Source organism: Stenotrophomonas sp. AS1, assembly GCF_048957655.1.
Lineage (GTDB): Bacteria > Pseudomonadota > Gammaproteobacteria > Xanthomonadales > Xanthomonadaceae > Stenotrophomonas > Stenotrophomonas bentonitica_A.
In genome coordinates, this window is record NZ_JARVXM010000004.1 from 75,343 (window position 1) to 95,197 (window position 19,855).

At 67.0% G+C, this 19,855-nt stretch carries 17 protein-coding genes; 9 read left to right on the forward strand and 8 right to left on the reverse strand.

The window, feature by feature from the left end; translation table 11 throughout:
• Positions 1 to 33: 33 nt before the first annotated feature.
• Together PV764_RS07645 and phbB are read left to right on the forward strand one after the other, a co-directional pair.
• Positions 34 to 1,362, forward strand: coding sequence for a CitMHS family transporter (locus tag PV764_RS07645; RefSeq protein ID WP_046273531.1), 1,329 nt, complete (start codon positions 34 to 36; stop codon positions 1,360 to 1,362).
• Positions 1,363 to 1,387: 25 nt separating this feature from the next.
• On the forward strand, positions 1,388 to 2,128 hold the full coding sequence (gene phbB, locus PV764_RS07650) for an acetoacetyl-CoA reductase (protein ID WP_019183776.1): 741 nt from the start codon (positions 1,388 to 1,390) through the stop codon (positions 2,126 to 2,128).
• Positions 2,129 to 2,349: 221 nt separating this feature from the next.
• Here the strand turns inward: phbB and PV764_RS07655 are convergent, their stop codons facing one another.
• From PV764_RS07655 to rsgA, 3 genes are all read right to left on the reverse strand, one after another.
• Complete coding sequence (locus tag PV764_RS07655; protein ID WP_019183774.1) at positions 2,350 to 4,641, reverse strand: TonB-dependent receptor; 2,292 nt, start codon at positions 4,639 to 4,641, stop codon at positions 2,350 to 2,352.
• A 177-nt stretch (positions 4,642 to 4,818) separates the two neighbouring features.
• Positions 4,819 to 6,060: a flavohemoglobin expression-modulating QEGLA motif protein gene (locus PV764_RS07660; RefSeq protein WP_019183773.1), complete on the reverse strand. Its 1,242-nt coding sequence runs from the start codon at positions 6,058 to 6,060 to the stop codon at positions 4,819 to 4,821.
• Between the two features lie 31 nt (positions 6,061 to 6,091).
• Positions 6,092 to 7,189, reverse strand: a complete 1,098-nt coding sequence (rsgA, locus tag PV764_RS07665; RefSeq protein ID WP_026069867.1) for a ribosome small subunit-dependent GTPase A — start codon at positions 7,187 to 7,189, stop codon at positions 6,092 to 6,094.
• A gap of 185 nt (positions 7,190 to 7,374) precedes the next feature.
• Here rsgA and PV764_RS07670 point away from each other — a divergent pair, with 185 nt between their 5' ends.
• From PV764_RS07670 to PV764_RS07690, 5 genes are all read left to right on the forward strand, one after another.
• Positions 7,375 to 8,649 (forward strand): pyridoxal phosphate-dependent aminotransferase, encoded by a 1,275-nt coding sequence (locus PV764_RS07670; protein ID WP_019183771.1) that lies wholly within the window; start codon positions 7,375 to 7,377, stop codon positions 8,647 to 8,649.
• Positions 8,649 to 9,269 carry an SGNH/GDSL hydrolase family protein gene (locus PV764_RS07675; RefSeq protein ID WP_019183770.1) on the forward strand — a complete coding sequence of 207 codons (621 nt, stop codon included), beginning with the start codon at positions 8,649 to 8,651 and terminating at the stop codon, positions 9,267 to 9,269. The genes PV764_RS07670 and PV764_RS07675 overlap by 1 nt, the downstream gene beginning before the upstream one ends.
• Positions 9,270 to 9,286: 17 nt before the next feature.
• Positions 9,287 to 9,970 carry a class I SAM-dependent methyltransferase gene (locus PV764_RS07680; RefSeq protein ID WP_026069866.1) on the forward strand — a complete coding sequence of 228 codons (684 nt, stop codon included), beginning with the start codon at positions 9,287 to 9,289 and terminating at the stop codon, positions 9,968 to 9,970.
• A gap of 68 nt (positions 9,971 to 10,038) precedes the next feature.
• Positions 10,039 to 10,410, forward strand: a complete 372-nt coding sequence (locus PV764_RS07685) for a hypothetical protein (protein WP_019183768.1) — start codon at positions 10,039 to 10,041, stop codon at positions 10,408 to 10,410.
• 35 nt (positions 10,411 to 10,445) lie between these two features.
• The gene (locus PV764_RS07690) at positions 10,446 to 10,769 is read left to right on the forward strand and encodes a hypothetical protein (RefSeq protein ID WP_046273502.1); all 324 of its coding nucleotides are present in this window, start codon (positions 10,446 to 10,448) and stop codon (positions 10,767 to 10,769) included.
• Between the two features lie 30 nt (positions 10,770 to 10,799).
• Here the strand turns inward: PV764_RS07690 and PV764_RS07695 are convergent, their stop codons facing one another.
• Complete coding sequence (locus PV764_RS07695) at positions 10,800 to 11,576, reverse strand: polysaccharide deacetylase family protein (protein ID WP_019183766.1); 777 nt, start codon at positions 11,574 to 11,576, stop codon at positions 10,800 to 10,802.
• Positions 11,577 to 11,634: 58 nt separating this feature from the next.
• Here PV764_RS07695 and grxD point away from each other — a divergent pair, with 58 nt between their 5' ends.
• Positions 11,635 to 12,561, forward strand: a complete 927-nt coding sequence (gene grxD / locus PV764_RS07700) for a Grx4 family monothiol glutaredoxin (protein ID WP_046273500.1) — start codon at positions 11,635 to 11,637, stop codon at positions 12,559 to 12,561.
• Between the two features lie 77 nt (positions 12,562 to 12,638).
• Here the strand turns inward: grxD and PV764_RS07705 are convergent, their stop codons facing one another.
• From PV764_RS07705 to PV764_RS07720, 4 genes are all read right to left on the reverse strand, one after another.
• Complete coding sequence (locus PV764_RS07705; protein ID WP_421116397.1) at positions 12,639 to 13,178, reverse strand: DUF924 family protein; 540 nt, start codon at positions 13,176 to 13,178, stop codon at positions 12,639 to 12,641.
• 52 nt (positions 13,179 to 13,230) lie between these two features.
• The gene (locus PV764_RS07710; RefSeq protein ID WP_019183763.1) at positions 13,231 to 14,007 is read right to left on the reverse strand and encodes an AMP nucleosidase; all 777 of its coding nucleotides are present in this window, start codon (positions 14,005 to 14,007) and stop codon (positions 13,231 to 13,233) included.
• 66 nt (positions 14,008 to 14,073) lie between these two features.
• On the reverse strand, positions 14,074 to 14,448 hold the full coding sequence (locus tag PV764_RS07715) for a hypothetical protein (protein WP_421116398.1): 375 nt from the start codon (positions 14,446 to 14,448) through the stop codon (positions 14,074 to 14,076).
• A gap of 165 nt (positions 14,449 to 14,613) precedes the next feature.
• On the reverse strand, positions 14,614 to 18,195 hold the full coding sequence (locus tag PV764_RS07720) for an autotransporter domain-containing protein (protein ID WP_421116399.1): 3,582 nt from the start codon (positions 18,193 to 18,195) through the stop codon (positions 14,614 to 14,616).
• A 252-nt stretch (positions 18,196 to 18,447) separates the two neighbouring features.
• Between PV764_RS07720 and PV764_RS07725 the strand changes: the two genes are divergently transcribed.
• On the forward strand, positions 18,448 to 19,854 hold the full coding sequence (locus PV764_RS07725) for an amidohydrolase (RefSeq protein ID WP_046273498.1): 1,407 nt from the start codon (positions 18,448 to 18,450) through the stop codon (positions 19,852 to 19,854).
• The last annotated feature ends 1 nt before the right edge of the window (position 19,855 follow it).

The following is a 19,855-nucleotide window of genomic DNA, read 5'->3' on the forward strand; positions in this document are numbered from 1 at the left end:
CTTCCCCTCTGTTGCTTCTGGAGAATGCAGATGATGCTGAGCATCCTCGGCTTTGGCATGGTCATTACATTCATGTACTTGATCATGAGCAAGCGGCTCTCGCCGCTGGTTGCCCTCATCACCATTCCGATCCTGTTCGCGCTGATCGGCGGCTTCGCAGCCGGTATCGACGACATGATGCTGGAAGGCATCAAGAAGATCGCGCCGACCGGCGTGATGTTGATGTTCGCCATCCTGTACTTCGGGGTGATGATCGATGCCGGGCTGTTCGATCCGCTGGTGCGGATCATCCTGCGCTTCGTCAAGGGCGACCCGATGAAGATCGTGCTCGGCACCGCCATCCTGGCGATGCTGATCTCGCTCGACGGCGATGGCTCGACCACCTACATGATCACCGTGTCGGCGATGCTTCCGCTGTATCAGCGGCTGGGCATGAACGCGTTGAACATGACCTGCGTGACCATCCTCGCCGGCGGCGTGATGAACCTCACCCCGTGGGGTGGCCCGACCGCGCGTGCCGCCACCGCGCTGCACGTGGACCCGGCCGACGTGTTCGTGCCGCTGATCCCCTCGATGGTGATTGCCTGCGCCGGCGTACTGGTCCTGGCCTGGTACCTGGGCATGAAGGAGCGCCGCCGCCTGGGCGTGGTCACCCTGCCGCAGGGCGGCAGCTGGATGGACAACAGCGTCTCCGATGACGGCAACACCCTGCCGACCGTGGAAGATGCCGAAGACATCAAGCGGCCGAAGCTGCTGTGGGTCAACCTGGCCCTGACGCTTGCCCTGATGACCGCACTGATCATGGGCGTGCTGCCGATGCCGGTGCTGTTCATGGTCGGCTTCGCCATCGCCCTGGTCATCAACTACCCGAACCTGGCCGAGCAGCGCCGCCGCGTGGTCAACCACGCCGGCAATGTGCTGTCGGTGGTGTCGCTGATCTTCGCGGCCGGCATCTTCACCGGCATCCTCAACAACACCGGCATGGTCGAGGCGATGTCGCACAGCTTCCTGGCGGTCATTCCCGACAGCTGGGGTCCGTACCTGGCCGTGATCACCGCGTTGGCCTCGATGCCCTTCACCTTCTTCATGTCCAACGACGCCTTCTATTTCGGCGTGCTGCCGATCCTGTCCGAGGCGGCCGGCAACTACGGCATCACCCCGGTGGAAATGGCGCGTGCCTCGCTGGCCGGCCAACCGGTGCATCTGCTCAGCCCGCTGGTGCCCTCGACCTACCTGCTGGTCGGCCTGGCCAAGGTGGAGTTCGCCGACCACCAGAAGTTCACCCTGAAATGGGCCATCGGCATTTCGCTGCTGCTGATGTTCGGTGGGCTGCTGTTCGGTCTGTATCCGCTTGCGTCCTGACCCGTTTACCAAGGAGCGTTCCGCCATGACTCTTCGCATCGCCTACGTCACCAGCGCCATGGGCAGTGTCGGTACTGCCATCTGCCAGAAGCTGGCCCGCAACGGCCACACAGTGGTGGCCGGCTGCGCACCCAATTCCCCGCGCAAGGCCGCCTGGCTGCGCGAACAGCGCGAGCTTGGTTTCGATTTCATCGCCTCGGAGGGCAACGCAGCGGACTGGGCCTCCACGGTGGCGGCGTTTGCGAAAGTGAAAGCCGAGGTGGGCGAGATCGACGTGCTGGTCAACAATGCCGGGGGCAGCCGCGACGTGTTGTTCCGCCAGATGAGCCCGGACGACTGGAATGCAGTGATGGGGTCGAACCTGCACGCGCTGTTCAACATCACCAAGCAGGTGATCGATGGCATGAGCACGCGCGGCTGGGGCCGGATCGTGAACATCGGCTCGGTCAGTGCGCACAAGGGCCAGATCGGCCAGGTGAACTTCGCGACGGCAAAGGCGGCGATGCATGGTTTCAGCCGGGCGCTGGCCAATGAGGTGGCAACGCGCGGGGTGACGGTGAATACGATTTCGCCAGGGTATATCGCGAGCCAGTCGATCAGCAGTTTCCCGCCGGATGTGCTGGATCGCCTGGCGGGGTCGGTGCCGATCCGTCGTCTGGGCAAGCCGGAGGAGGTGGCCAGTCTGTGCGCGTGGTTGGCGTCGGATGACGCGGCGTATGTGACGGGTGCGGATTATGCGGTGAATGGTGGTCTGCACATGTTCTGAGGATTCTGCGCGTCCTGCTTGATGCGTGACCTCCCCCACGAGGTGAGCCGCGATGCTGATTAGCGTCGCGGCTTTTTTCTTGGCTGGTTTGCGTTGTGTGGGCGTCGTTTCGGTAGTGCCGGCCGCTGGCCGGCGCCTCGCGATGGCGGGTTCAGGGGGTTGCCGGCCAGCGGCCGGCACTACCGGCACCACCGACCGACGGTCGGTGGCTCCCCCCCGGATCAGAACTCCGCGGCGACCGTCATGAACAGCTGGCGCGGCGCGCTGGCGTGGATCGCGTAGCGGGTGCCGGTCGGGTCGGTCGGGGCGAACGAACTGAGCTGGCCGGCGTAGCGCTTGTTGGTCAGGTTGGTTGCGTTGAGCGAGACCTTGATGTCGCGCAGGCCCATGCCCGGCCCGAACGAGTACCCCATGCCCGCATCGAAGGTGGTCACACCCGGCACCGACTGGTCGTTGGTGTAGGTGTAATACCGCTTGCCCGTGTACTTCGCGCGCAGGCTGGCGAAGAAGCCATCGCGGTTCCAGCTGATTTCACTGGAGGCCATGCGCTCGGGCGTATCGACCGTGATCTTCCCGGCCACCGGCACGATCGCACCGCCCGAGGTGTAGTTGTCCTCGTAGGTGGTCTTGTTCCACGAGAGCGCGTTGTACCACTGCAGGCCGTCCATCGGCTTGAGGATGAAGGTCAGTTCCGCACCGCGGCTCTTCACCGAACCGACGTTGATGAAGCGCGTGATGCACTCCGGTCGCGTACCCACTTCGATGCTGGTGCACGGGTTGAGCGAGAGCAGGCGGTTGTCGAACATCACGTGGTAGGCCGCGATCGAGGCCTGGTACTTCTCGCCGAAGGTGCGGAAGCCCGCTTCCAGCGTCTTGGACTTTTCCGGCTCCAGCCCGGCGCTGGCGGCGAAGGATTCCGGCGAGACCTGCAGCGGGCCACCGCTGCCGCCACCGACGAACGCGGCGATGTTCTCCGAGTACGAGGCGAATACTTCCTGGTTCGGGCTCAGCTTGAAGCCGATACCGGCCTGCGGCAGCACCGATTCCTTGGCGGTCAGGGTGCCGGAGGCGTAGCTGGCTTCGGTGCCCGGCTTCGCATTGGCGGTCATGCGGGTGTTCGGGCTCTTGATGCCCACATCCACGGTCAGGCGGTCGTCCAGGAAGCGCATGCGGTCCTGCACGTAGAACTGGCGCGTGCGGATGTCGAAGTCCTGGTCGAACAGGCGGCGGTCCGGGTGGTTGAGGTAGCCGTCATCCAGGAACGGACCGGTGATGTAGTAGAAGTTGCGCTCCACGTTGTGGTCGTTGCGCTCGTACCACAGCCCTGCCTCCAGCGAATGGATGCCCCACTGCCAGCTCAGCGCGGCGGTGATGCCCTGGCGGTTGATGGTGTAGTTGGTGCTGCGGATGGAGATCGGCAGCATCTCCGGCGTGCCCGGGTTGGAGGGCTGGCCCGGTGCCCACCAGTGGCCCTGGCCGCGGTTCTCGTGGTGATAGCCGAGCAGCTTCAGGCGGGCGCTGTCGCCCAGGGCGAGGTCAGCATCGAGCGAATACAGGTTGTCATCACGCAGCGCGCGGCTCTGGTAGTACGCATCATCGATGCTGTTGACGCCACCGGTGAACGCACACTTCTGGGCGTTGTAGGTGCCCGGTGCGCAATAGGCGGCGGCGACGGCGCGATCCCAGTCCGGCGCGTAGATGTTCCAGTCCCAGCCCAGGCCGCGCGCCAACATGCTCTTGGACAGGTAGGCGTAGTTGGCCTGGCTCACGCGCGAGGTCGCCGCGAACGCGCCGAAGCGATTGTCACCCACGTTCCAGATCGCCTTGGCATTGAACTGGCGGGTGGTCTGGTTCTGGTTCGGCTCGGCCCACATGTCCGCGTCCTGGTGCACGCCGGACACGTAGGCAGAGAAGCCATTGATATCGCCGGTGTCCACGCGCAGGTAGCCACGGCGCTGGTTGTCATCGCCCACGGTGACACTGGCCTTGCCGCCGAACTCGGTGGACGGGTCCTGCGAGAAATACTGGATGGTGCCACCGAGGTTGCTGGTGGAGGCCACGCCCAGCGAGCCGATGCCCTGGGACAGCTCGGCGCCGGCCAGGTTCTCGGCGATCAGCGCACGCGCGATGCTCAGGCCGTTGTAGTTGCCGTAGCTGTTGTCACCCAGCGGGATGCCGTCCAGCGTGTAGCCCAGGCGGCTCTTGTCGAAGCCACGCAGGCTGATCGTCTGCGATTCTTCGTTGGCGCCGAAGGCATCGTTGGACTGCACGGAGACGCCTGGCAGGCGGTCGAGGATCTTCTGGCCGCTGGTACCCGGCGGCAGTACTTCCTTGTCCACGGCGGTGATGCGCTGCACCTGGCGGGTCTCGCCCTGGCCGATCACCGAAACGGTGTCCAGGGTCTGCGCGCTGAGCGCGACGTTGGCAGCGGCGGTGGCGTCTACATCGGCAGCGTGGGCGTTGGCGGCGCACAGCGCGAGCGCCACCGCGATCGTCAGGGGTCGGGTAAGCATGGTCGTCCGTTACATGGGGGAAGATGACCTGCGCAATGCAGGTGCATGACCAGCATGCGAGCGGAACATGAAAGGATGTTTACGGTGCGGGTCATCGCAGATGAATTGCGATGCAGTGCTCATTAACGCACTGAGTGCATGTGGAAGGCGCGCCAGCTTGCCGGCCAGCGGCCGGCCCTACTCGGGGGCGAGCTGATCCATGCGGATGCGGTTGGCGAACAGCGAGAACGCCAGCATGCCGGCCAACCCATTCGCGCGGCTGACCCAGTGCGGGAGCCAGCGCGGCGGGCGCAGGATGCCCTCTTCGAACAGCGGCGCGAACGCGATCGCATCGGTGAGCGACATCTTGCCGGCAAACAACCAGCGGCAGACCTGCAGGCGGTCTTCGGCCAGCATGTGGCGGAAGAAGGTGTGCACCGAGACCAGCCCGCGCAGGTACACGGTGTCCTTGGTGAAGGCTGCGCCGCCGCTCGGCGGCACGCCGCGGAACACGCGCTGGGCCGAGGCGAAGCTCTCTTCGTTGTTCTGCCCCGCCGCGCAGAAATAGCGGAACACCTCGATGAAATCGGCGCCCTCGCGTGCCATCGCGATGGCTTCGGTACGCAGGCTGATGCGCTTGAGGCGCTCGATGTCGATGCTGCCGGTGATCTGTTCGGCGAACGTGGCCAGCCCCTCCTGGGTGGCGGTGACCCGCGGCGACGACAGCGCCAGGCTGGGCAGGTGCGGCTGCTCGCGTCCGTTGAGTGCGGTCAGCGAGTGCACCAGTGCTTCGTGGTGGAACAGCTGCGCGCGGTCATAGGCGCTGAAGCGGGCACTGGTGCGCAGGCGGATCCGGTTGGGGCCGGCGGCGGCCTTGGAAATCAGCTCCGGATCCAGCTGCACGGTGATGATGCGCGACTCGAAGAACGCATCCAGATCACTCTGCAACTGCAGCTGCAGCGCAGTGGCCGAGACCGGCACCTGCTCTTCGGGTGCGAGCAGTTCGTGGTCCAGCTCCTGCGCGATCTGGATGAAGTGGCGGGCAGCATCGCGGGTACTGGGTCCATTGCCTGGCAATGGCTGCTCCGGCGCGCCGAACAACTCCACCGAATAACGGTCGACCTCGGCGGTGCCCAGCGATTCGAGCAGTCCGGCGGCCTGGTCCCAGCTGTGCGCCGAGCGCTGCACGTACAGGCCGATGGGATGGTCGGGATCGCATTGGGCGCTGATCGCAGCCAGCCGGTGGCGGGTATCGCTGAAATCGAGCCGGGGGTAATCGACCTGCGGCAGCACCGGCTGGCCGCGGGCGACGCTGGCCAGGAACGGGGCCTGCAGCGCGGCCGGCCAGCTGGTCAATCCCAGCAGTTTGATCCCGCCCACCGCCTCGACCAGTTGGGCATCGAGCGCGGTGTGGTGGGCAACGTCACGATCCACGGTCATTGGCGTGTCCATGGACGGACAGTAGCAAAAGCTATCGCCGGCCGCCCTTACCGCCCGGGCGCCACTGGGCGCCCTTGCCCACGTGCTTGCGTTCGATCGCCTGCTGCGCCTGGCGCACGGCCAGCTTGGCAGCGGCGGCGGCCACTTCTTCTTTCAGCTTGAAGTAGTTGAGCAGGCGCTCTTCATCCAGCGTGCCGTCCTCGATGGCCGCGCGGATCGCGCAGCCCGGCTCACGCTGGTGGGCGCAGTCGCGGAAACGGCATTGCGCCGACAGGGCTTCCACGTCGGAGAAGCCACCTTCGCTCAGGGCCTCCTCACCGGTCGGCTTGAGTTCGCGCATGCCGGGGGTATCGATCAGGCAGGCGCCGGCCGGCAGCGGGATCAGCGCGCGGTGGGTGGTGGTGTGGCGCCCGCGCGAGTCGTTGACGCGCACATCGGCGGTCTTCATCCGCTCCTCGCCCAGCAGCGTATTGGTCAGGGTCGACTTGCCGGCCCCGGAAGATCCCACCAGCACCACGGTCTGGCCGGCGGCCAGCCACGGCAGCAGGGCCGAGGCACTGGCCGGGTCCTTGCCGTTGATGGCCAGCAGCGGGATGTTCTGCGCGGCCAGTTCTTCCAGCACGTCCAGGGCGTCCTGGCTGTACTCGGTCTGGTCGGCCTTGGTCAGCACCACCACCGGCTGCGCGCCGCCCCCGCCGACCAGCAGCAGGTAGCGTTCGATCCGGCGCGGATTGAAGTCCGCATCCAGGCCACAGACGATGAACACCGTATCGATGTTGGCCGCGATCACCTGCTGGTGGTAATGCTCGCCGGCCGCGCCACGCTTGATCGCGGTGCGCCGCGGCAGCAGGGCCACGATCTTGATCCCCTCCAGCAGCACCCAGTCGCCCACCGCCGCGCGCTCGTGGCTGGGGAAGCGTGGGCGCTGCCACTCCGGCGGCGACTCGGTCTTGATCGCCGCGTCCGGCGCATCGGACACGATGTAGCCGGTGCGATGCTGCTCGATCACCCGGCCCGGGCGCGCCTGCGGGAACTGCTCGAACAGGGCCTGCCAGGCCGGCAGTTCAGGGCCGCCCGGCCAGGGCCAGCCGATGGTCTGCAGGGCACGGTAATCAGTGGGTTCGCTCATCGTGCCCATTCTAAAGGGTGTGGCGGCCGGGCGTCGCCGCGATGGGCCGGCGCTGGGGTCGACCCGTGGAAATCCTTTCAGTTGAAACCGCCTTGCCAGCGCAGGGAATGCGGCCGGAAACGCTTGCCCTGCAACGCACCAATTCCGCTACCATGCGGTTTCCATGCCTGAATGACGGCCCGTTCATGTCCACGCCCCCGCTGAAGCCGCTCGCCACCCGCGAGCGCCTGTCCGAAGTCCGCTACGAGATCCGGGGCGAACTGGCGCGACGAGCGCGGGAGCTGGAGGCCCAGGGCCGCAAGCTGATCAAGCTCAACATCGGCAACCCGGGCAATTTCGGGTTCCGTGCGCCGGAGCACCTGCAGCGCGCGATCGCCGACGACATGGGCCGCACCGATCCCTATACCCACCAGCAGGGCCTGCCGGAGGCGCGCGAAGCCATCGCCGCCGCGTACGCCCGGCGCGGCGCACCCGATGCGCACCCGGACCGGGTATTCATCGGCAACGGCGTCAGCGAGTTGATCGACCTGTCATTGCGCGCCCTGCTCAACCCCGGCGACGAAGTGCTGGTGCCCTCGCCCGATTACCCGCTGTGGTCGGCGGCGACCATCCTCAACGATGGCCGCCCGGTCTATTACCGCTGCGCGCCGGAGAACGGCTTCCAGCCTGACCCGGTCGAGATCGAGGCCCTGGTCTCCTCGCGTACCCGCGCGATCGTGCTGATCAACCCGAACAACCCCAGCGGCGCCAGCTACTCGCGCGAGCTGCTTGAGCGCATCGTCGCCATCGCGGCCAAGCACAACCTGCTGCTGATGGTGGATGAGATCTACGATCAGATCCTGTACGACGATGCGCAGTTCCATGCCGTCGCGCCGCTGGCCGGCGAGCACCCGTGCATCACCTTCAGCGGCCTGAGCAAGGTGCATCGCGCCTGCGGCTGGCGGGTGGGCTGGGCGATGCTGTCCGGCGCGGCCGAGCGGCTGGGCGAGTTCCGCGCGGCGATGGACCTGCTCAGCGCGCTGCGCCTGTGCGCCAACGTGCCCGGCCAGTACGCCATCGACGCGGCGGTGAACGGGCCGGACACCATCTCGCCGCTGTGCGCGCCCGGTGGCCGCCTGTATGAGACCCGCCGCGCGGTGATCGAGGCCTGCGATGCCAGTGAGCATCTGTCGCTGGTGGCGCCGGCCGGCGCGCTGTATGCGTTCCCGGCGGTGGTCGGTGCGGCGGCACGCAGTTTCGACGACCATGATTTCGCGCTGGAACTGATGAACGAGGAAGGCGTGCTGGTGGTGCCGGGTTCGAGCTTCAACGTGCCCTACCGCCACCACTTCCGCGTGACCCTGCTGCCCGAGCCGGAGGTGATGCGCGATGTGTTCGCACGCATCGACCGCGCCCTGGCACGCCGTGCCGAGGCCAACACCAAGGTGGTGCCGCTCAAGCCGCGCAGCGCGGTGGCCTGATGGGCCTGCCGTATCTGGCGCTGGGCGACTCCTACACGATCGGCGAAGGCGTCGCGCCGGCCGGGCGCTGGCCGACGCAGCTGGCGGCAGCGCTGCGCGACATCGGCGTTGCGGTGGATGATCCGACGATCATCGCCACCACCGGCTGGACCACCGACGAACTTGAAGCCGGCATCGATGCAGGCGCACCGCAGGGGCCGTTCGAGCTGGTGAGCCTGTTGATCGGGGTCAATGATCAATACCGTGGGCGCAGCGTGGACGAGTACCGCCCGCGCTTCACCGCGCTGCTGCAGCGCGCGCTCGCCTTCGCCGGTGACCGTGCCGCGCGGGTGCTGGTGCTCTCGATCCCCGACTGGGGCGTGACCCCGTATGCCGTGGCATCCGGGCGCGACCGCGTGCAGATCGGGCAGGAACTGGATGCCTACAACGCGGCGGCGGCAGCGATCTGCGCCGAGCACGATGTAGCGTTTGTCGACATCACCGACCTGAGCCGCCAATGGGGGGGCGAGACGGTGATGCTGGCCGACGATGGCCTGCACCCCTCCGCGGCGATGTACACGCTGTGGCACCAGCGCGCGTTTGAGGTAACGCGCGTGCTGTGGGCGGAGCCGAGCCGCTGAGCGAGGCCACGCTGCCGCTGGCCAGGGAGCAGGCCCGCCGGATCGCCACGGCGTTCCTGCCGGCACAGCGCTTCGGCAACCGCCGCGATTATTACTACAGCCGCGGCAAACTTGGCAGCGATCCGCTATATCCCGGGGTGCTCGCCGCGCTGGATGCTGCTCCTGCCGCGCCTTTGCTGGATATCGGCTGCGGCCTGGGCCTGCTGGCCCACGTGCTGCACCAGCACGGCAGTGCGCTGGCGTACCACGGCCTGGATATCGACGCCGACAAAGTGGCCCGCGCCGAGCGGGCCAGCGCACGCGCCGCGCTGCCGCACGCCCGGTTCACCTGCGTGGATGCCAGCGCCGCCCTGCCCGCACACCACGGCAACGTCGCGCTGCTGGACGTGTTGCAGTACCTGCCCGCCGCGGCCCAGACCCGGTTGCTGCACGAGGCCGCCGCACGCGTGGCGCCCGGTGCGCGGCTGGTGATCCGCACCGTGCTGGCCGACAACAGTGGCCGCGATCGCACCACGCGCATCACCGACATGCTCGCGCACCTGGTCGGCTGGATGGGCACGCGGCCACGCCATTACTCCGATGCCGGGAGCCTGCGCGCCCCCCTGGAGCGGGCCGGGCTGCAGCTGCGGATGACACCGCTGTATGGCAACACCCCGTTCAACAACTGGCTGATCGTCGGCGATCGGGCGCGCGTCGCTTGACCGACGTGGCTCGCGCCACCGGCCGCACGCGCGCATACTCGCGCCCCCCTTCCGGCACGGAGCCACCCATGCCTCGACAGACCCGACATTCCGCGCTTGGCACCGCCGCGCTGATCGTCAGTGGCGTGGGCCTGGTGATGCTGCTGCTGAGCATGCATTACGCCCATGCGCCCGAACACGCGGCGATGCGCGAGCTGCCATGGTCGCTGGCCGCACTGCTGGGCAGCAGCGTCGGCCTGGCGATCCTGGCCCTTTTGCTCGGCCTGGGCAGCGTGCTGCAACCCCGCCGGCGCCGCCTGTTCGGCATCATCGCGCTGCTGGTGACCCTGGGCCTGCTGATCGCCCAGCTCTCGCTCGGGGGCTGGATCAGCGACCAGTGGCATGCGTCGCACCCGCCCGCAGGCGCCACGACCCCGACCACGCCCGCCCTGGCCCACTGACACCGTCCGTTCCACCGCATCGACAAGGAGCCCTGATGCACACCCCTCATTCCGGCATGGGTATTGCCGCGTTCATTACCGCCGTGTGCGGCGCCGTGTTGATGCTGGGCCTGGTCGTCATCGCCGGCATCATCGAGACCACGACGCCAGGCGGCATGGAAGAAACCTCGATGTCGGCGATCCTGGTCGGTCTTGGCCTGATGCTCACCGCCCTGATGCAGCTGGTGGCCTTCGGCCTGGGCGTGGCCGGTGCATTGCAGGCGGACCGCCGCCGCGTGTTCGCCGTGCTCGGCCTGGTGTTCTCGATCGGCAGCATGCTCGGCGTGGTGCTGCTGATGGTCATCGGCTCGCTGAGCTGAGCCCGGCCTGCGCCGGTCCCCGGTCTGGCGTCAGTCCGGCAGGCCGGCATGCAGGCCACGCGCCTGCACCGCCTGCAGCACCGCTTCGATGATGGCCAGGTTGTGGCCATGCGCGGCGCCCTCATGCAGCAGCACGATGCTGCCGGGCGCCAGATCACGGGTGATCCGCTCGACCACCTGGCCGGGCGTGCAATCGACACCGTCGAAACCACGGGCGCTCCAGCCGACCCGGGTCAGCTGCCACTGCTTCAATGCAGGGGCCACGAACGGATTGGTCATCCCCACCACCGAGCGATACCAGCGCGGCGGCGTGCCGGCGATCGCGGTGAGGGCCTGCTGGCACAGCGCGATTTCCTCCGCCATGGCCTGCCGCCCCAGCCGCCAGAAGCGGCTCTGCGGGTGGCGGTGGCTGTGGTTGCCCAGGCTGTGCCCGCGGGCCAGCATCGCCTGCACCAGCTCCGGCCGCGCCTGCGCGCGTTCACCGACCAGGAAGAAGGTCGCCTTGGCCTCGTAACGGTCCAGCAGCTCGAGCACCGCCGGGGTTTCTTCCGACGGCCCATCATCGATGGTCAGCCAGACCTTGCGCGCCTGGCCGGGCAGGCGGCTGAGCACCGGGGCATAGAAGCGGCTGTTGGGCAGGAACACCGGCACCATGAACAGGGCATGGGACGCCACCATCAGCGGCAGCCCACAGCGCCAGCCCCAGGCGACCCAGGCCAGCACCACCAGCACCTGCGACAGCACCAGCCACGGCAGCCAGCGCCAGGGGCGCCGGGGAATGCGATACAACGTTTCCGGTACGGTCATGCCCCATGATGCCATGCCGCGTAGAATAGGCGGTTCGCATATCCGGACCCCGACCGTCATGTCCCTTGATCCCGCCCTGCGCTCGCGCATCGAATCCATTCTCAACGCCAACCGCGTCGTGCTGTTCATGAAGGGTCAGCCGAGCATGCCGCAGTGCGGTTTCTCGGCCAAGGCCGTCGGCGCCCTGCAGGACCTCGGCGTGGAGTTCGACCACGTCAACGTGCTGGCCGACGCGGAGATCCGCGAAGGCATCAAGGCCTACGGCGAGTGGCCGACCATCCCGCAGCTGTACATCGATGGCGAGCTGATCGGTGGCAGCGACATCATCCTGCAGATGGCCGGCAGCGGTGAGCTGAGCAGCGTGCTTGGGCTTGCCGCCCCGGACCGCACCCCGCCGCGCATCACCGTGACCCCGGCCGCCGTGGAAATGCTGCGCGGCGCGCTGGCCGATTCCCCGGGTGCTGCGCTGCAGCTGGGCATCGACGCGCGCTTCCAGCCGAACTTCCAGCTGGCCCCGCACGACGACAACGCGATCGCCGCCGAGTCCAACGGCCTGCGCGTGCAGTTCGACCTGGCCAGCGCCCGTCGCGCCGAAGGCATCACCATCGACTGGGTGGACGACATCCGCGGCAAGGGCCTGGCGATCGACAACCCGAACGCCCCCAAGGCGGTGCAGGAACTGAGCGTGCGCGACGCCGACGACCAGCTGCGTGCCGGCAGCATCACCGTGGTCGACGTGCGCCCGGCCGACGAGCGTGCGATCGCGGCGATCAACGCCCCGTTCGAAACGTTCGACGGCGACAACCGCGCCCGCCTGGAAGCCCTGCCCAAGGACACCGCGCTGGCCTTCCTGTGCCATCACGGTGGCCGCAGCGCACAGGCCGCCGAGCAGTTCCGTGCCCTGGGCTTCACCAAGGTGTCCAACATCACCGGCGGCATCGATGCCTGGTCGAACGAGGTGGACAACGGCGTGCCGAAGTACTGATCTTCAGCACGTAGCGCGATACGAAAAACGCCGGCAATGTCGGCGTTTTTTGTGCGTGGCGCCCGGGCGTCCATCGGTTATCCCGCAAACCCGCCTTCGGCCAGGTAATCCAGTTCCTCCGGCGTCGGCATCCGGCCCAGCACCGCATTGCGGTGCGGGAAGCGGCCGAACCGGCGGATGATGTCGCGGTGCAGTTCGGCGTACTGCAGGTATTCCTTGTCGCCGAGCGCATCGAACATCGCCACCGAGCGTTCCTGGTCCTGCGGATCCTCGGAGTGCTCGAACGGCAGATAGATGAAGGCCCGCAGCTTGGGTACCAGCTGCAGGTCCAGGCCTTCTTCCACCGCGCGCATGGCGTAATGACGCGCCAGGCCATCGGTGGCGTAGGAATGGGCCGTATCGCGGAAGCAGTTGCGCGGGAACTGGTCGAGCAGGATCATCAGCGCCAGTGCGCCCTCGGCACTGCTGAGCCAATGCTCGCGGGCACGCCGGGCGGCGGCGAAATGCGCGTCCTGGAACTGCTGGCGAAACCGCGCATCGAACGCGTCATCGCGCGCGAACCACTTCTGCGGTCCGGCGTCGCGCCAGAACTCCACTACTTGTGCCGCCACGTCCATTCACTACCCCTGTGGATGGCCCGCCCCAAGACGCCCATCCGTTCCATTGCCGTTACTCGTCAAAACGCAGGTGGCGGACCGACTTGCCGTTGCGCCGTATCAGCTTAAGTGCCTCGATACCGATCTGGATATGGTTCTCGACGAACTGTGAGCTGACCTTGGCATCGGAGACCTCGGTCTTCACGCCGTCGGGAATCATCGGCTGGTCGGACACCAACAGCAAGGCCCCGATCGGGATGTGGTTGGCAAAGCCGGCGGCGAACAGGGTTGCCGTCTCCATGTCGATGGCCATGCAGCGCATCACCCGCAGCTTTTCCTTGAAGGCTTCATCGTGCTCCCAGACCCGGCGGTTGGTCGTGTAGACGGTCCCGGTCCAGTAGTCGTGGCCGAGGTCGCGGACCATGGTCGAGACCGCCCGTTGGAGGGCAAAGGCCGGCAGGGCCGGGACTTCCGGTGGCAGGTAATCGCTGGAGGTGCCCTCGCCACGGATCGCAGCGATCGGCAGGATCAGGTCACCCAGCTGGTTCTTGCGCTTGAGCCCGCCGCACTTGCCCAGGAACAGTACGGCCTTGGGCATCACCGCCGACAGCAGGTCCATGATGATGGCCGCGTTGGGGCTGCCCATGCCGAAGTTGATCAGGGTGATGTCGTCACTGGTGACGCTGGCCATCGGCCGGTCCGCACCCTGGATGGGGGCCCCGGTGAGCTGGGAAAAGGTATGCAGGTAGCCACCGAAATTGGTCAGCAGGATGTGCTGGCCGAAGTGTTCCAACGGCACGCCGGTGTAGCGTGGCAGCCAGTTTTCAACGATGTCCTGCTTGGTTTTCATGATGGATCCAACGAACGACAGGCGACAATTCTGCGAGACCCGCCGCGTGGCGTCGAGGGTGGGCACTCAATCCGGGTGGTCGATCCCATCGGCCTTGCCGCGGAGGATGAGCGAGGCCAGCGAAAGAAGGGCGGCCGGTATGGCCAGCAGCAGGACCAGCGCCATGGGCGCACCAAAGCCCCACAGCGACGCCGCAAAGGCGATGGAGGACATGCCAACCAACAGAAAGGGGTACTGGATCCGCTTGATGGCCAGGTAGCTGGCAGTGCACGACAACAGCGAGAGGGCGGCGAGGACGATGCGCACCTCGTTGGGTAGCCCGCTGGGCGAATGCTCCACGAAGCCGGCCACCAGCATCAGGCCAGACGCGAACGCCAGCAGGACCAGCACCAGGTAGTAGTGCCTGGCATGCCTGCGATCAAAGCCTTCGGTTACCTTCATCGACACCTCCTTGTGACTGTCCGGTTGCCTGCGGGCGCGGGTTGCCCGCCTGCTTGAACCTTCCACCTTGGATGACAGCGGCGCAAGTGGCGATCGCGACCTGGCGGCCGTGGGCAAGAAAAAGCGGCCCATGGCCGCCTTTTCCCGTTTACCGGTACCGCTGGATCAGAACTGCACGGACCAGCGCGCGGTGACGCTGCGGTCGCGGGCGTCGTCACCGAAGGTGCCGTTGTAGCCCAGCTCCAGCTGGTTGCGCGGGCTCAACCAGGCCGACAGGCCCAGCTCGGCGACCACGGCGTTGTCGGCAATCGCCGCACCGCTGACCGCGAAGCTGTTGCCGCCGGTCCAGGCCAGATCGACGACCTGGCTGCGGTCGCCGGAGGCACGGCGGTAGCCGACGCCACCGCGGACATGCAGCCAGCTTTCCTGCTGCCACGAGGTCTTCAGGCCCTTGTCGAACCGAACGCCGGCGGTCGCCACGTTGGTGCGGGTGTCGGCGACCTGGCCGTGCAGTGCCGCAGCCCCCCCCTGCTCGGTGATGCCGTCCACATCCACCTCGACCCGGGCGAACTGCAGGTACGGCTCCAGCCCGGCCTCGCGACTACCGAAGCGGTACGCGCCCTCGATGAAGCCCTGGCGGGTGGTGGCGTCGTACTTGGCCGACAGTGCGTCCTGGTAGCCGGCAAACGTCAGCTGACGCTTGCTGTCCACGTCATGGCGGGAATAGCCCAGACCGGCGCGCAGGCCAAATGCCCCCCACTGGTTGCCCACATAGGCACCGAAGTGGGTGTTGTCGATCTCCGACCGGGCGCCGCGACCCGCGGCCTGCTTGATGTCGGTACGGCCGGTACCGACCAGCCCACCGACCTGCCAGCCACCACCGAACACATGATCGGCACCGACCAGCAGCCCGTTGCTGTTGGAATCGGTGCGCGCAGCGTTGGCATCGCCGTCGAGCTTGCCGCTGCCCCCGATCGCCTGCACCCATGCACCACCGGCAGCCTCATCCGCGGCACCCGGCGACCGCACGCCGACCGCACGGCTCAGGGCCGCATCACGCAGGTAGCGGCTGCTTTCCACCAGCGCCATCGGCGTGGCGGCGTGGAGTTCACCACTCAGCGCATCCAGTGCTGCACCGACCTGGGCCGGGAACAGCTGGGTCAGCGGCCTGGGCAGGCCCTGGTTGATGGCCAGGCCATCGGCGCTGGTGGCCACGGCGATCTGGTTCGGCGTGACCGCAGCGCTGGCCAGCGCGTTGCCGCGGGCGACGTCGATGCGCAGCCCATTGGCGCTGTAGCCCAGGCTGAACTTCAGGAACGGCGAGAAGGCCGAGAAGTCGGTCGTGGCGAACTGACCGTTGATGCCACCGGCGGCCTGCAGGAAGTTGAACTGCTCGCCGAGGTAGTACACGCCGGCTTCCGGCAGCGCCTTCAGCGTGCCGCCCAGCGTAGCCGTACCGGAGACGCGCAGCAGATCGCTGCGGCTGCCCGGCGCCAGCTCGGCCTGGTAGATGCCGGTGGCGGTCTGCACGTAATCGCCGTTGACGGTCAGCGTGCCGATCGAGTTGCCCGGGGCGATGATGCCTTCCACGCGGGTGCTGCCCAGCGTGCCGACGCCCTTCAAGGTGCCCTTGGCACCGACCACCGTCGCGCCATCCTGCTGCACACCGTTGAAGGACACGGTGCCGGCGGTGACGAACAGGTCCGAGCCGTCCAGCAGGGCCCCGGCATTGACGCGGGTGGCACCCGCCGAGGTCAGCGAGCTGTCGACCAGCCGGCCATTGAGCACGAAGCTGCCGCCGCTGCCGACCGTGGTGTCGCCGGCCTGCTGCAGGCCGTTGAAGGTGACCGAGCCGCCGGTCACGTTGAGTGCCGAGCCATCGAGCACGCCCGTGGTGGAGATCACGCTGCTGCCCCCCAGGCTGTTGAGCGTGGTGGACACCAGGCTGCCGTTGAGCAGGAACTGGCCGCCCTGCACATCGACCGAAGCGGTCAGTGCATTGGCACCGTCCAGTTCCAGCACGCCGTCGCGCACGATGGCGCCGTTGAAGCTGTTGTCACCGCTCAGGCGCAGCCAGCCGATGCCGGACTTGGTCAGCTTGCCCGGGCCGCCGATGTCATTGGTCCAGTCGTCCCACGCATCGCCTTCCCACACCTTCAGGCCACCGGCCTTCTGGTTCATGACCACGTCGGTGTCCACGCGCAGCAGGCCGTAGCCTTCGATGGCGGTCTTCAGATCGACCATGCCCCAGCCGTAGATCGCGTCGACGCCGGGCGCGCCCAGGTCGCGTGCCGTGGTCAACAACACATCGCGTACCTGTGCGTTGTCCAGGTACGGGAAGCGCTCCATCAGCAGACCGAGCGCACCGGTGATGTGCGGTGCCGCCATCGATGTGCCGGTCTTGTAGCCGTAGGTGTATTCAGGACTTTCGCTTTCGATGAGAAAACGCAGGTAATCCTCGGTCAGCTCCATGCGACCGTTGATCTCGCCGGCCACGATCGTGCTGGCGATGTTGGTGCCCGGTGCGGACAGGCACCAGTTGGCCGAAGCACCGCAGATGCTGGAACTGGCATCAATGACGTAGTCCGTTTCCCCTGCGGTGGGGAGGCGGACATTCGCGACGGCCAGCCAGTACGGCTCGATCTCCGGGTTCCAGCGCGGCAATGCCGCCGTGATGCCGGCCATCCCCCCGGCCGAGTTGCCTGCCGACCACACCTGGATCAGCTTGGAACCCGGTGCACCCTCGGTATCACCGTAAATGCTGCCGTAAACACCATAGTCCGCGCCGATCGCTGCGTACTGCGCGTCCAGACTGGCCACCGTGGCATGGCGGGTCGAGATACCCCAACTGTGATTGAGCACGCGCACGCCCTGTGCCTCGGCCTGTGCATACATGTCCAGTGTTGCTGCATCGTCCGGGTCAGTGCGATACAGCGCACGCGGCCGGTAGAAGTTGTCAGGATCCAGGCGCCACTCGTAATACGTGTCGCCAAAGACCCGGGCAGCGGTCAGGTTGGCGCCAAAGGCCACGCCATGCATCCCGGTGCCATCGCGGTTGGCGCCAACGGTACCCAACACGTGCGTGCCATGGTCGGCGTAGCTGAAGCCGTACGGCTGGCCCGCCGCGATCAGTCGATCAGCAAGCGCGGGAGGCACACCGGGACCCAGACCGTAGTAGTTGTACCCGGGCTGGTCGCCGCGGGTACTGCCGCAGGCGCCTTCGCCCGCCACGATGCTCGGGTCGGCGCAGCCGCCGTTGCCGATGGAGATGCTGGAGGTGTTGCGTCCGGCGAATTCGTCGTGGGCAAGGGCAGAGCCCGAATCGAACACGCCCAAGCGCACGCCCTGACCGGTAAGGCCGCGCGCATACGCGTAATCGGCGCCCATCGCGGCCAGACCCCAGTCGGCATTGAACTCATCGCTATGCCAGCTTTCCACATCACCCGGCTTGCCCAGAATGGGGCCGGCGGCCTCGGCGCTGGTGCGCGGGCTCGTGAAGGAAACGGTCTGGTCGTTGGCGCCGATCGGCGCAACAAAGGTCGCCGCCAGCGAAGCGCTGTGCAGGTCACGCGCGAACGCGACGGACTGCTCTGCGCGCTGCTGCTGGTAACGCTGCAGGACATCGGTGGTTGGGCTGGCCAGCGCCGGAACGGCGATGGCGGCAAGCAGGGTGCCGGTGATGGCCGAGGCCAGCAGGGACGGCGAAGGACGGCGGGACGCCGCGCGGGACAGGGAGTGCAGGGTCATGTACTGAGAACTTCCTTGATCTGGTTCGAGTGTCGGAATCTGGAACGGGAGGATCAGCAATGCTTCTGGAACCGGCATCGATCACGCCGATGCCGACCTGAGCGTAACCGAAAAATTCATGGAAAGTTCACAATTGTTTCTCATAACGATGCTAGGTCCCATTTGATAAAAATATGCAAAAGGTCACTTGGCAAGGCGCCCCGCTCCCGGCTAGCGTCGAGTCATTGTGTCCATGCGGCTTCGGGGAGAACCATGCAGAAGTTGTTGAGCGTCGGCGTTGGCCTGGCGTTGATGTCGATCGTGTCCGCGCCGGCGCCCGCCGCGTCGCGTTTCCTCCAGGATCCCTACCCCAGCACCTATGCGCCGATCGCCTCGGTCCCGGTGTTGATCAGCAATGCCACTGTGCTCACCGGCACCGGCGTGCGCCTGGACAACGCCGATGTGCTGCTGCGCGACGGCCGCATCGCGGCGGTGGGTACCGGCCTGACGGCACCGGCCGATGCGGTGCGTGTCGATGGCCAGGGCAAGTGGGTCACTCCGGGCATCATCGATGTGCACTCGCACCTGGGCGTGTATCCCAGCCCGGGCGTCAGCGCGCACAGCGACGGCAACGAGATGACTGCCCCGGTCACCGCCAACGTCTGGGCCGAGCACTCGGTGTGGCCGCAGGATCCGGGCTTCGCCGCGGCACTGGCCGGTGGCGTGACCTCGATGCAGGTACTGCCCGGCTCGGCCAACCTGGTCGGCGGCCGCGGCGTGACCTTGAAGAACGTACCCGCGACGACCTACCAGTCCATGAAGTTCCCCGGTGCGCCGTGGGGCCTGAAGATGGCCTGCGGCGAAAACCCCAAGCGTGTCTACGGTGGCAAGGGCACCGCCCCGGGCACGCGCATGGGCAATGTCGCCGGTTACCGTGCAGCCTTCATCGATGCCAGCGAGTACATCGCCAAGAACACCCCGAAACAGCCGAAAAAGAAGCGCTGGTTCAGCGGTGACGACAAGGGCGACAGTGCCGGCGACAGCGGCGGCAAGCGCGACCTCAAGCTGGATACGCTGGCCGGCGCGATCCAGGGCGATATCCGCGTGCACATCCACTGCTACCGCGCCGATGAGATGGCCACGATGCTGGATCTCTCCAAGGAGTTCGGCTTCAAGATCGCCGCCTTCCATCACGCGGTGGAGGCCTACAAGCTGGCCGACCGGCTCGCCGAGGAAGGCGTGTGCGGTGCGCTGTGGGCCGACTGGTGGGGCTTCAAGATGGAAGCCTTCGATGGCATCCAGGAGAACATCGCGCTGGTCGACCGCCCGGCCAACAGCTGCGCGATCGTGCATTCCGATTCGCCCGAGGGCATCCAGCGCTTGAACCAGGAGGCGGCCAAGGTGATCGCCAACGCACGTCGTGCCGGCATCGAGATCGCCCCGGAGCGGGCCATGATGTGGCTGACCTCCAACGCAGCGCGCTCGCTCGGCGTGGAAACGCAGACCGGCAGCCTGGAGGCCGGCAAGATGGGCGATGTGGTGGTGTGGAACGGCAGTCCTTTCAGCTCCTATGCGCTGGCCGAGAAAGTCTACGTCGATGGCCACCAGGTCTATGACCGCCAGGACGTGAGGCGGCAGCCGCTGTCGGACTTCATGCTTGGCCAGGAGGCACGCCCATGAG

Excerpts from the sequence above, each read along its gene's own strand:
- PV764_RS07670 (WP_019183771.1), top strand. The coding sequence starts at position 7,375 with ATGTCCACGCCCCCGCTGAAGCCGCTCGCCACCCGCGAGCGCCTGTCC.
- PV764_RS07645 (WP_046273531.1), top strand. The coding sequence starts at position 34 with ATGCTGAGCATCCTCGGCTTTGGCATGGTCATTACATTCATGTACTTG.
- rsgA (WP_026069867.1), bottom strand. The coding sequence starts at position 7,189 with ATGAGCGAACCCACTGATTACCGTGCCCTGCAGACCATCGGCTGGCCC.
- PV764_RS07710 (WP_019183763.1), bottom strand. The coding sequence starts at position 14,007 with ATGAAAACCAAGCAGGACATCGTTGAAAACTGGCTGCCACGCTACACC.
- grxD (WP_046273500.1), top strand. The coding sequence starts at position 11,635 with ATGTCCCTTGATCCCGCCCTGCGCTCGCGCATCGAATCCATTCTCAAC.
- PV764_RS07675 (WP_019183770.1), top strand. The coding sequence starts at position 8,649 with ATGGGCCTGCCGTATCTGGCGCTGGGCGACTCCTACACGATCGGCGAA.
- PV764_RS07685 (WP_019183768.1), top strand. The coding sequence starts at position 10,039 with ATGCCTCGACAGACCCGACATTCCGCGCTTGGCACCGCCGCGCTGATC.
- phbB (WP_019183776.1), top strand. The coding sequence starts at position 1,388 with ATGACTCTTCGCATCGCCTACGTCACCAGCGCCATGGGCAGTGTCGGT.
- PV764_RS07720 (WP_421116399.1), bottom strand. The coding sequence starts at position 18,195 with ATGACCCTGCACTCCCTGTCCCGCGCGGCGTCCCGCCGTCCTTCGCCG.
- PV764_RS07725 (WP_046273498.1), top strand. The coding sequence starts at position 18,448 with ATGCAGAAGTTGTTGAGCGTCGGCGTTGGCCTGGCGTTGATGTCGATC.
- PV764_RS07660 (WP_019183773.1), bottom strand. The coding sequence starts at position 6,060 with ATGACCGTGGATCGTGACGTTGCCCACCACACCGCGCTCGATGCCCAA.
- PV764_RS07655 (WP_019183774.1), bottom strand. The coding sequence starts at position 4,641 with ATGCTTACCCGACCCCTGACGATCGCGGTGGCGCTCGCGCTGTGCGCC.
- PV764_RS07705 (WP_421116397.1), bottom strand. The coding sequence starts at position 13,178 with ATGGACGTGGCGGCACAAGTAGTGGAGTTCTGGCGCGACGCCGGACCG.
- PV764_RS07695 (WP_019183766.1), bottom strand. The coding sequence starts at position 11,576 with ATGACCGTACCGGAAACGTTGTATCGCATTCCCCGGCGCCCCTGGCGC.
- PV764_RS07715 (WP_421116398.1), bottom strand. The coding sequence starts at position 14,448 with ATGAAGGTAACCGAAGGCTTTGATCGCAGGCATGCCAGGCACTACTAC.
- PV764_RS07690 (WP_046273502.1), top strand. The coding sequence starts at position 10,446 with ATGCACACCCCTCATTCCGGCATGGGTATTGCCGCGTTCATTACCGCC.